At 40.1% G+C, this 11,510-nt stretch carries 12 protein-coding genes; 8 read left to right on the forward strand and 4 right to left on the reverse strand.

The window, feature by feature from the left end:
* The first annotated feature begins 73 nt into the window (after nt 1-73).
* The 4 genes from ACLLO5_RS00395 to gatC all read left to right on the forward strand — a co-directional run bounded on the left by ACLLO5_RS00395 (nt 74) and on the right by gatC (nt 2,936).
* A complete protein-coding gene (locus ACLLO5_RS00395) occupies nt 74-361 on the forward strand; it encodes a glutaredoxin family protein (protein WP_413176204.1) in 288 nt (95 codons plus the stop codon).
* 32 nt (nt 362-393) lie between these two features.
* Nucleotides 394-1,878 carry a UDP-N-acetylmuramoyl-L-alanyl-D-glutamate--2,6-diaminopimelate ligase gene (locus ACLLO5_RS00400; protein ID WP_413173524.1) on the forward strand — a complete coding sequence of 495 codons (1,485 nt, stop codon included), beginning with the start codon at nt 394-396 and terminating at the stop codon, nt 1,876-1,878.
* A gap of 115 nt (nt 1,879-1,993) precedes the next feature.
* Complete coding sequence (locus ACLLO5_RS00405) at nt 1,994-2,515, forward strand: photosystem I assembly protein Ycf3 (protein ID WP_413173525.1); 522 nt, start codon at nt 1,994-1,996, stop codon at nt 2,513-2,515.
* A 130-nt stretch (nt 2,516-2,645) separates the two neighbouring features.
* The gene (gatC, locus tag ACLLO5_RS00410) at nt 2,646-2,936 is read left to right on the forward strand and encodes an Asp-tRNA(Asn)/Glu-tRNA(Gln) amidotransferase subunit GatC (protein ID WP_413173526.1); all 291 of its coding nucleotides are present in this window, start codon (nt 2,646-2,648) and stop codon (nt 2,934-2,936) included.
* 147 nt (nt 2,937-3,083) lie between these two features.
* Here gatC and ACLLO5_RS00415 read toward each other — a convergent pair whose 3' ends face one another.
* On the reverse strand, nt 3,084-3,239 hold the full coding sequence (locus ACLLO5_RS00415; protein ID WP_413173527.1) for a hypothetical protein: 156 nt from the start codon (nt 3,237-3,239) through the stop codon (nt 3,084-3,086).
* Nucleotides 3,240-3,364: 125 nt separating this feature from the next.
* Between ACLLO5_RS00415 and ACLLO5_RS00420 the strand changes: the two genes are divergently transcribed.
* The 4 genes from ACLLO5_RS00420 (at nt 3,365) to dprA (ending at nt 8,402) form a co-directional block, all read left to right on the forward strand.
* A complete protein-coding gene (locus tag ACLLO5_RS00420) occupies nt 3,365-4,156 on the forward strand; it encodes an S-adenosyl-l-methionine hydroxide adenosyltransferase family protein (protein ID WP_413173528.1) in 792 nt (263 codons plus the stop codon).
* Nucleotides 4,157-4,421: 265 nt separating this feature from the next.
* The gene (locus ACLLO5_RS00425) at nt 4,422-6,086 is read left to right on the forward strand and encodes a bluetail domain-containing putative surface protein (protein WP_413173530.1); all 1,665 of its coding nucleotides are present in this window, start codon (nt 4,422-4,424) and stop codon (nt 6,084-6,086) included.
* 357 nt (nt 6,087-6,443) lie between these two features.
* Nucleotides 6,444-7,103: a DUF2301 domain-containing membrane protein gene (locus ACLLO5_RS00430; RefSeq protein ID WP_413173532.1), complete on the forward strand. Its 660-nt coding sequence runs from the start codon at nt 6,444-6,446 to the stop codon at nt 7,101-7,103.
* 171 nt (nt 7,104-7,274) lie between these two features.
* Nucleotides 7,275-8,402 carry a DNA-processing protein DprA gene (dprA, locus tag ACLLO5_RS00435; RefSeq protein WP_413173533.1) on the forward strand — a complete coding sequence of 376 codons (1,128 nt, stop codon included), beginning with the start codon at nt 7,275-7,277 and terminating at the stop codon, nt 8,400-8,402.
* A 75-nt stretch (nt 8,403-8,477) separates the two neighbouring features.
* Here dprA and psb28 read toward each other — a convergent pair whose 3' ends face one another.
* From psb28 to ACLLO5_RS00450, 3 genes are all read right to left on the reverse strand, one after another.
* Complete coding sequence (gene psb28 / locus ACLLO5_RS00440; RefSeq protein WP_413173534.1) at nt 8,478-8,852, reverse strand: photosystem II reaction center protein Psb28; 375 nt, start codon at nt 8,850-8,852, stop codon at nt 8,478-8,480.
* A gap of 69 nt (nt 8,853-8,921) precedes the next feature.
* Nucleotides 8,922-10,478 (reverse strand): serine hydrolase, encoded by a 1,557-nt coding sequence (locus ACLLO5_RS00445; protein ID WP_413173535.1) that lies wholly within the window; start codon nt 10,476-10,478, stop codon nt 8,922-8,924.
* A 203-nt stretch (nt 10,479-10,681) separates the two neighbouring features.
* Nucleotides 10,682-11,416, reverse strand: coding sequence for an RNA methyltransferase (locus tag ACLLO5_RS00450; protein WP_413173536.1), 735 nt, complete (start codon nt 11,414-11,416; stop codon nt 10,682-10,684).
* Nucleotides 11,417-11,510: the final 94 nt, after the last annotated feature.

The following is an 11,510-nucleotide window of genomic DNA, read 5'->3' on the forward strand; positions in this document are numbered from 1 at the left end:
GTCAATATGACTATAATGTGACTTGTCAAAAAATAATTTTTCTTCACAGAAACGAATTTATATGAGTACAAAAATAAAAATTATCCTCTACAGTAAACCTGGTTGCCATCTCTGTGAAGGCTTACAAGAAAAGCTAGAACAAATCCAAAACCTCAATTTCGACTTAGAAATACGGGATATTACCAGCCGTGATGATTGGTTTGCAGCGTATCAATATGAAATCCCGGTACTGTTTCTAACAGAGGACGAAACAGAGACTTTACAACCTATACCCCGTCCTTCTCCTCGTGCTAGTGTCAAGCAATTGGAACAAATGCTTTTAAAATATATTCCCAATACAGAAAAAAATAATGCAAAATAAGCGCAAGGTAAGCTTGCGGCGAGGTGCGGTATATGAAATTACGGGAATTATTAGCGGCTGTAGACGGTGTAGAATCTCCAAAGACTGCGGATGTGGAAGTTGAGGGGATAAAAACTAACTCCCATGCTTGCGGTGCTGGAGATTTGTTTATTGGAATGCCGGGAACAAGGGTTGATGGTGGAGAATTTTGGCCAAGTGCTTTAGCTTCTGGTGCGATCGCTGCTATTGTTTCTTTGGAAGCAGCTGCAAAAAATCCGCCTACACCGGAATCTGTGGTGATTAGTGCCAGTAACATGAATAAAGCTTGCGCTCAAATTTCTGCGGCTTTTTATGGTTATCCTGGACAAAAGCTGAAGATGGTGGGTGTGACCGGCACGAATGGTAAAACTACAACTACCCACCTGATTGAATATTTTCTCACTACAGCTAATTTACCTACAGCTTTGTTAGGAACTCTTTACACTCGTTGGCCTGGTTTTTCCCAAACTGCGGCTTTTACCACTCCTTTTGCGGTGGATTTGCAGCAGCGTTTAGCACAAGCTGTTGATGCTGGGTGTGAGTTTGGGGTGATGGAAGTTAGTTCCCATGCTTTAGCGCAGGATCGGGTTTTTGGTTGTCCGTTTGAGGTGGCTGTATTTACTAATCTTACCCAAGACCACCTTGACTATCACCAGGATATGGAAGACTATTTTGGGGCGAAGGCGTTGTTATTTAGCCCTGATTATCTCCAAGGCAGGGCAATTATTAATGCTGATGATGAATATGGTAAGCGTTTAATTTCTGGGTTGAGTCGTGAACGGGTTTGGACTTACAGCGTTAATGATCATAATGCTGATTTTTGGATGAGTGATTTAAATTATCAGCCAAATGGTGTCAGCGGCATTTTACATACTCCCCAGGGTGATGTGGCTTTTGGTTCTCCTTTGGTGGGACAATATAATTTAGAAAATCTTTTGGCGGCTGTTAGTGCTGTTTTACATCTGGGTTTAGATTTGCAAGTTGTAGCAAATGCGATACCTGATTTTCCTGGTGTGCCGGGCAGGATGGAACGGGTGCAAATTGCTCCTAACCAAGATATCAGCGTGATTGTGGATTATGCTCACACTCCTGATAGCTTAGAGAATTTACTGAAAGCGGCTCGTCCATTTATACCAGGCAGAATGATTTGTGTGTTTGGTTGTGGGGGCGATCGCGATCGCACTAAACGTCCGAAAATGGGTAAAATAGCCGCTGAACTTGCTGATATAGCTGTGGTGACATCGGATAATCCCCGCACTGAAGACCCAGAAAAGATTTTAGAGGATGTTTTGGCAGGTATTCCTGATACAGTACAACCAATGGTAATTTGCGATCGCGCTACGGCAATTCGGACTGCTATCCTGGAAGCTAAACCCGGTGATGGTGTATTATTAGCAGGTAAAGGCCACGAAGATTATCAAATTCTGGGTACTGAAAAAATCCACTTTGATGACCGAGAACAAGCACGAGAAGCTCTACAGGCCAGAGTCTCGATTTAAGCTTAAAACTGTTGAAAGATGAGAAGCAACCAGAAATCAGTTAGATTAACTAAAGAGTTGCCAAGAATTTACTTCCTAAAAAGTCTGCTTGATTTGAGTCATTAGAGGGGCAAATATGCCAAGAACACAGAAAAACGATAACTTTGTTGACAAGTCCTTTACCGTTATGGCAGACTTGATCCTCAAACTCCTGCCAACCAATAGAAAAGCTAAGGAAGCATTTGTATATTATCGAGATGGGATGTCAGCCCAGGCAGAAGGTGAATATGCTGAAGCGTTGGATTATTATGAAGAAGCCCTGACTCTAGAGGAAGATACTAACGACAGGAGTTATATTCTCTACAACATGGGGCTGATTTACGCTAGTAATGGTGATCATGATAAGGCTTTAGAATTTTATCACCAAGCTGTTGAGTTAAATCCCCGTCTACCCCAAGCATTGAATAATATCGCTGTAATTTATCACTTCAAAGGTGAAAAAGCCAAGGAAGAAGGAGATAACGACGCGGGAGAAGCACTTTTTGACCAAGCCGCAGATTATTGGGTGAGAGCAATTCGTATGGCTCCCAATAATTACATTGAAGCTCAAAACTGGTTAAAAACCACCGGGCGATCGCAAATCGACGTATTCTTTTAATTTGGTAATGGGTGATTGGTAATTGGTAATTGGTAATTGGTAGATAATTATCCTCTATTCCCTATTATCTCTTAACTGTCACCTGTCACCTGTCACCTCTCACCTCTCACATATTCCCTATTCCCTGACAATGATAGATCGTGAACAAGTCCACAAAGTCGCTAATCTTGCTCGGTTAGAATTGACACCAGATGAAGAAGAGAAATTTACTACCCAACTCGGTAGTATTTTGGAGTATATCGAGCAACTGAGTGAACTTGATGTTACTAATGTACTTCCTACAACTAGAGCAATTGATGTTAGTAATGTGACAAGAGAGGATAAATTACTACCCTATCCTGATAGAGAAGCTATCCTCCGCAGCGCACCTGAACAGGAAGGTGAATTTTTCAAAGTTCCCAAAATCCTCAATGCTGACTAAATAGCAATTAAAATCCAAACTTTTGTGGGGTGGGAAAGATTCTCGCCCTAATTTTTTTTGATGAGATTTGATTCTATGATTCTACAAAAAAACCTGCTTTCGCAGGTATACACACAACAAAACCATGAGTAATAAAAAAAATTGATATTAGCTATAATAAGCCTGTTCCGCTTCTAACTGACGAACTAGCTTGTCGTCACCTTTAGCTTTAGCTACTTCTAAACGGTGTTCTACGCTTTTTTGAATATTCTGTCTGTGTGCTTCGTCTGCTTTTTGGACTGATTGTAGTCTATTGCTACTCATTGCCATAACTCCTTTATGTTTATTTTTATGTCATGCAACTATAACATAACATATATTTTGTAGCTGTTGTTACAGAAAATTATAAGATAATCTATATTAATAGTCAAGCCTGGGTTTATGAATAAATGATTCAATCAAAAATCCTGACTTTATTGAGTGATTTTGGTGATCATGATGTTTATGTAGGGGTGATGAAGGGAGTAATTGCCCAAATTAACCCTAATTTGACCTTAATAGACCTAACGCACCAGATTCCACCGCAAAATATTGCCGCAGCTAGGTTTTGCTTAATGAATGCCTATAATTATTTTCCCAAGGGTACGGTACATTTAGCCGTAGTAGATCCGGGGGTAGGTAGTCAAAGGAGAGCGATCGCTCTAAAATTAGAACAAGGCTATCTTGTTGGACCCGATAACGGCATTTTTAGCGGCATAACCAGCAAAAATCAGATTCTTGCAGCCGTAGAACTTACAAATCTTAACTTTTGGAGCACATCCCAACCTAGCAGCACTTTTCATGGTAGAGATATTTTTGCACCAGTAGCAGCACATCTAGCCAGTGGTGTTAATCTGCAAGAACTAGGAAGGGAAATCAATCCTGAAACTTTGGTAAAATTGGATATTGCTGAATGCAGAGAAACTACAAACGGTGTAGTTGGTTGTATTCAATATATAGATCACTTTGGTAATTTAGTCAGCAATATTCCTGCAAGTTATGTAAAAGATAAAAGCTGGTGTGTGCAGATGAAAGATTTGAGCATACCAGGATATGCAGCTTACAGTGATGTGCAAATTGGGGAAGCTTTAGCTTTAGTTGGTAGTCACGGTTGGGTAGAAATTGCTATCAATAGCGGTAATGCAGAGATACAATTGCAGATCAATTGGCAGGATGAGTTAGAAGTAATTATTGCTGCTTGATAAGCACCTCAGTTTCACAATAGGTAGATATAGTGAAAATAGAGAGTAAATTTGTTTTTTTTTTGGTATTTCCACTGAATTTTATACTTAAATTGAAAGATTAGTTAAAGACTTAACTGCGTGGACTACATTGTATTAAATTTACATTTATTATTAATCTATTAGTTATTATTCCGGGTATGAAAAATAATTAAATGAAGACTATAATAAGTGGAATTCACTTAGGGCTTTCGCAACATCTTCGTTTAAATCAAACAGTGCATATATGACTATCCTACCTTCTGGTAATAAGGGATTTCCCGGTTCTAACGTCTACATTAACGGCATCCTCTGGGGAGGAAATTATTGGGTGACAGGCCCAACCAAAACAATTGACTACTCTTTCTGGGGAGTTGGTAGCGCCGTTTTTGACGATTCTTTTGATGGCTACGCCAAAAACCCCTATAACTGGTCTGCTGGCGAAAAAGCAGCTATGGTAGCAGCCCTAAAGACTTGGGAAAATGTAGCGAATATTAAGTTTGTCGATATTGGGAACAATAATCGCAATGCTACCTTGGGCTTTTACAATTTGGGCAACACTGACATGGGTGTTGGATCGCTAGGAATATTTAACCCTCCAGGGGAAGAGGGAATGGGGATGGGCTATTTCAATCGGGAAGGAGATGGTTGGGATATAAATGGAAACAAGCAAGGTGACTATGGCTTTATTACCTTGATTCATGAATTAGGACATGGATTAGGTTTAGCCCATCCTCACGACAATGGTGGTGGGTCGCCAATTTATCCAGGTGTTACCAGTGCTTTTGGCTCTACAGGTGACTATGGCTTAAATCAGGGCATATATACAACCATGTCCTACAACGATGGATTAGTCTATGGTGGCGGAAAACCAAATACATTAGCATACGGTTATCAAGGAACACCGATGGCCTTTGATATCGCCGCCATCCAGTGGCTTTACGGGGCTAATCTCACCTATCGTCAGAATAATGACACTTACTTTCTCCCCAAAGTGAATGCTTCTGGCACTTTTTACTCTTGCATCTGGGATACAGGGGGAATTGATAAAATTAGCGGTGTGGGTGCATCCTCCGGTGTCAGAATCAATCTGAATGACGCTACTCTCGATGTGACTCAAGGAGGAGCAGGGGGTTATCTCTCCGCTGCGACAGGCATTTTTGGTGGTTTTACTATCGCCAATGGCGTTGTGATTGAAAATGCTGATGGGTCAGATTTTGATGATTCGCTTACAGGCAATGAGTTCAATAATAAACTCTTTGGAGGTAGGGGAAACGACACTATTTATAGTGGCTTAGGACAAGATAACCTCCAGGGTGGAGATGGTGATGACTATCTTAACAGTGGTGTAGCCCGCAGTAGTCTCGATACTGCTAATGAAAGTCTTGATGGAGGAAGCGGTAACGATTTCCTATTTGCAGGTAATGGAAATGACAATATAATTGGTGGTCTTGGCAATGATACCCTGTACGGGATGGGTGGGAACGATATCCTTAGAGGGGGACTTGGTGACGACATCCTCATTGGGGGAAGAGGAAAAGATAAATTGTTGGGTGAAGGCGGAGTGAATCAGTTTGTTTATGATGAATTAGGAGATTCTCTGCTTAGTGGCTTTGATATTATCTTCAACTTTAATGCGAATCAGGGCGGTGACACTTTCGTTACTTCCGCTAGATCAGGTTTCTTGAACTCAGGTTCTGTTAGCACTCTCAATACAACTAAAATCAGTTCAGTCCTAAATGATGTAAGCTTTAGTGCTGATTATGCAGCAATGTTTACCTTATCTGGTACAAGCAGAACCTTTGTAGCTATTAATGATGCTACTGATGGATATCAATCATCTCTAGATGCCATTATCGAGGTGACAGGATTAGTGGGAAGTTTAAGTATCAACAATTTTGTTATTTGGTAAATTCATAAATCTTCTCAGTTGTTTGCTTTTGAGTTTATCAATACAGCAGATTGCAGATCAATGAGGTACAGAATGTCAATTGAAATCTAGACAACAAAGGAGTTTTACTCCTGACTCCTGCTGTATCTCTCGGTAGAGACTTGTAAATATTAGTTATAAGTAAAATATTAGTTATAGCGTTTCTCGGTTGAATGAGATACTTTTAATTCCACCCCCAACTCCCACAAGCGGGGAGGGGACTATGTGATGTATCTTATATATTCAGACTGTCAAGTGTAGTTATATTGGCTCTGAGAAGTTGATCAAATTCCATTAGTGATTAAACTAGTAGATGGAATCACTTCTCAGTTAATTTCTATGACTACACAAATATTATCTGCACCAGAAGTCTATCAAGGACAGTTTGGCGATTTTACAATTACCAAGAGCGATCGCACAGGTGTTATCATCTATCGTACAGGTTTAATGATAGCCGCCATTAGTTTTGCGATTGGTAGCGGTTTAGCCTTATTTTATCCTCATAACCCTGTTGCTATTCAAGCCATTACTCCGCTGTACACCTGTTTTAGTTTAGCCTTGGGTGTGAGTTTATTCACTATTCACATATATATGAAATTACTGCACCAAATATTACAGCTTTTCTGGATAATTGGGAGTATTTCTGCTTTTATTTTTGGACATTTTGATAGTCAACCTTTTGCAATCACTATTTATAACCAACCGCTAACTTTATTTGGTGTGGGTTTTACATTTGCTGCTTTAACAGGAATCTTTTTTAAAGAAGGATTTTGCTTCAATCGGTTAGAAACTAAAATCTTAACTCCCCTAGTTCCCTTACTTTTATTAGGACATTTAGCAGGGATTTTATCAACTCAAGCTGAACAGATTTTATTAGGAATTTGGGTAATTTTCTTTTTAATCTTTGCGTTGCGAAAAACAGTACAGAACATCCCCGCAGATATTGGTGATAAATCAGTATTTGATTATTTGGAAAATCAAAGATTAGCCAAACAATAAACTCTTCCCGTAAGAATTCAGGAGTCAGGAGTCAGGAGCCAGAATGTTTGACAGATCAGTAGATTATCAAATAGTGAGTTTGGGCATAAGCTTTAAAAACCTGATAGCTGAATGCTTCCCTCTGCGTCTCTGCGGTTAGTAAAAAAATATATAAATAAAAAGGAAAAATAATTGATACAAGAAAGAGCATATTGGTTAGCTTGGTCGCAAATTTCTGGAATTGGTCCAATATTATTGCAACGATTACACCAGCATTTTGGTAACTTAGAAACTGCTTGGAAAGCTAGTCCTGGGGAATTGCGAAAAGTTGAAGGTTTTGGATTTCAAACCTTAGAAAAAGTTGTTCAACAAAGAAGCAAATTAAATCCAGAACAATTACTTATTCAACACCAGCAAATAAACCCCAATTTCTGGACACCAGCAGACCCAGAATATCCCCAATTATTGCGAGAAATTCCCAGTCCTCCACCAATTTTATATTATCGTGGTGAAGTTGATTTACAAGAAAATTCAGCACAAAAACCATTAGTAGGAATTGTGGGAACTCGTCAACCTACAGAATATGGAATTAAATGGACTCGTCAAATTAGCACCGCTTTAGCAAAAAATGGTTTTACCGTTGTTTCGGGTATGGCCGAAGGAATAGATACGGAAAGTCATATAGCAGCAATGAAAGCGGGAGGAAGAACAATAGCGGTGGTGGGAACAGGTGTAGATGTGATTTATCCCCATAAAAATAAAGATTTATATCAACAGATTTTGAAATCTGGGATAGTAATTAGTGAATATCCGGCAAAAACTGCACCCAACCGCACCCATTTTCCCCGTCGCAATCGCATTATTGCTGGTTTAAGTCGAGCAGTATTAGTAATGGAAGCAGGAATAAAATCTGGTGCATTAATTACAGCTACTTATGCTAATGAATTTTGTAGAGATGTTTATGCTTTACCGGGAAGAGTTGATGATCAACCATCTCAAGGTTGTTTAAAATTAATTAGTCAAGGTGCAGGTTTAATAAATCAGCAATTGAGTGAATTATTAACGATGTTGGGAGCAATTCCCCAAATAGATATAGAAACACCAATCGTTAAATCTCCTCCTTTACTTCAACCTAATCAACCTCAGTTAGAACCAGAATTACAACAGGTAATAGATACTTTAAGTGTTGATGCTTTACCGTTTGATTTTGTTGTCCAAAAAACGGGTATGGATGCTGGTTTGGTTTCTAGTTCTTTATTACAATTAGAATTGATGGGTTTAGTTTCCCAACTCCCAGGAATGCGATATCAGAAAATATAAGGAGTCAGGAGTCAGGAGTCAGGAGTCAGGAGTCAGGTTACAGATTACAGTTTATCAACTATCAACTATCAACTATCAACTATCCTTTTCTCCATATTCCATTCCATTGGCTTCAGCGTAACGGTGTAGAAAACGCATAACTCTATCAAAATGATTATCTTGTTCAATTTCAAATTGACAATCTACCCTTCTTAGTTCATCCCCTTCATCACCACCAAAAATAAACTTTGTTCCCGTAGGAGTAACGCGAATTTCTCCTTCTTCATCAGTTAATAATAGGGAATTTAAAGACTGTTTTGTAAAACTATTAAAACCAGATAAAGCTTTTAATTGTTCAAATTGCATCAAGACAATGCGTTTACCTGTGCGGGTTTCCCGTCGTAAACTCACATTACTCAGTTCTTCAAAAATACCTGCAAAAAATTGAATTGATGGCGGGGTAGATGTCATAATTAATTGGTAATTGGTAATTGGTAATTGGTAATTCTTCCTCTGCTCCTGACTCCTGACTCCTGACTTTTATTGTGGTGGGTAATATTGTGGTGTCATTACAGGGGCTTGATAAGTACCCATGGGGGCATTGTTAACCATGCCATTTGGGACGATGGGATTCATCAACTGGGGTTGAATGAATGGTTGAACTGGTTGAAGAGGTGGAACTGGTTGAACTGGTTGAACTGGTTGAACGGGGGGCTGAAAACTAGTTGTTGGTGGATTATTTGTAGGAGTGCGGGGTGTGACAGTAGTTTGACTAAAGTGTTGGTAAGCAGCACTAGAAATGGAACTAATCAGTTTTTCGGCATTAGGATCATTGTTAGGACGTTGTACCATGACAGCAGCTATATAACGCTTACCTGTGGGTATATCAATTAAACCAGCATCTCCCAACATGGAGCCAATATCACCGGTTTTATGATAAGCTCTAGCTCCTTCTCCCAAGCCAGATGGTAAAAGATTGTCTCGTTCTGTGCGACGCATGATATCTAACATTAAATCACGCGATCGCATACTCACCAAATTCCCCTGATTTACCTTAGCAATCAAATCGCCCAATTCTTTGGGTGAAGTCGTATTTGTGCCTTTTAAATCTGGTAGTGGGTTACGAATCATTGTCGTTGCTAATCCCCAACTGCGAAAACGCTCATTTAGTACCTCCTGTCCTCCCAGTCGAGTCACGAGCATATTTGTTGCTGTGTTATCACTGATAGTAATCATCTTGGTGGCAATATCCAGCGCCGTATATTGACTACCTACAGTTTGGGTGCGTAAACTACCCGAACCCTCTGCAATCATCTCTTTTTGCAGAGTTAACATTTCATCCAGGCGAATTTTTCCCGCATCCACATCTTGAAAAAACGCAATCAGAATGGGAATCTTAATTGTACTGGCCGCCGGAAAACTAGCATTACTATTAATATCTACATAAGCACCCGTATCTAAATCCACCATAAATACCCCAGGAGTCAGATTTGGGTACGGTGTTGCCAGATTTTGTACAGTGGTTTTTAAAGGAATTATTTCTTGGGATAAGTATAAACCAGCAGCAGAAGCTTGGTTATTAGGATTAGATTGGGTAACATTAGTTCCAGATGGGGGCGCAGCAGTTTTAGAAATGCGATTAGCAGGATCTAATACTGATAACAGGGTACCGACAATAGCACCTATACCAACTCCAACAATCAATAAACGTAGTGTATATAGTATGGTTCTCGCCATCGGCTTTAACTGGGTTTTGCGCGATGGTCGCCTATTTATTTTTGGCTTTCCCTGCTTTTGGACACGCACTGTCTTGACCTTCCCCAGCGCCTGTTGTGGCATCTTGGCCTTGGGTTTAGGGATGGGTTTAACTGCTACAGGCATCATTATTCTGGAGGGTGGTCTTTGCCCCCCAGCTGGTAAAGCAGGGTTACTGATATGATTATTGAGGCGTGTTAAGGCCACAGTTTCTGTTCTAGTTTCAGTCGGTTGTTGGTTCTTGACCGGCTTTTGTGCTGTCTTTTGGACTTGGCGTGGACGGCGACGACGCTGTGGTTGTCGTCTTGAGACAGCTATTAGGTTGTCACTTGATTCTGACACTGCTACTCCTTGTTACCCACGTAAATGTTCGACCCAAAATTAAATATAAAATTAACTATATTATGCACCTTGATAACTCAGATCACCTTGTGGGACTAAGTAGCTTTTTTAAGTTTAGTCTAATTCATCTTGACGTAAGTTGCTAGTTAGGTGACAGGGAACAGGTGACAGGTGACAGGGAAGAGGGGAAAATTAATTATTGTCTATTCTCTATTACCTTCTTGACGAATCGCCCATTCTATTTGTCGCAACATCCCACGTAGCATGGCTACTTCCGTGGTTTGAATGTGAGCGCGATTATATAGATGGCGAAATTTTTCCATTCGACTGGCTGCTGTATGAGGATAAAGATAGCCTATGGATAATAGTAAGGATTCTAATTCCTGATAGTAGGGTTCTAGCATATCCACGGGTGCGATTTCGGTTGTTGGTGGCTTGGGAGTTGTAAATGTTTCTGCTAATTGTGATAGTTCGTAACAACAGATGGATACGGCTGTAGCTAAGTTGAGAGATGGATATTCTGGATTGGTGGGAATAAAAATCAATTTGTGGGCATAATTTAATTCTTCATTGCTTAAGCCCCTATCTTCTCTGCCAAAAATTAAGGCTACTGGCTTTTCTGTTTCTTCTAATAACCAGGGTAGGGAGGTGCGGGGGGATTCTAGGGGTATGTCTCCACTGTAATCACGGCCAATGGTGGCGATCGCCCGCACACATCCTTGCAATGCTGCTGGTAATGTCGGAACTATCACCGCAGATTCTAATATTTCTTTGGCATGAACGGCCATTTTTAAGGCATCAAAGGATAAGCGATCGCACTGCGGGTTAACTAACACTAAGTTATCTAAACCGAAATTTTTCATTACCCTAGCGATTGAGCCTAAATTTAGCGGTCCTGCTGGTTCTACCAACACAATTCTAATTCCAGCCGAACCCATACTTTACTCCCAGTTATCTGTTATCAGTTACAGCAGATTGCAGATCAATGAAGTACAGCATCAAAATTGAAACCTATACACAAAGCCAGTTTCA

The organism is Anabaena azotica SJ-1 (assembly GCF_047275885.1).
Lineage (GTDB): Bacteria > Cyanobacteriota > Cyanobacteriia > Cyanobacteriales > Nostocaceae > Trichormus_B > Trichormus_B azotica_A.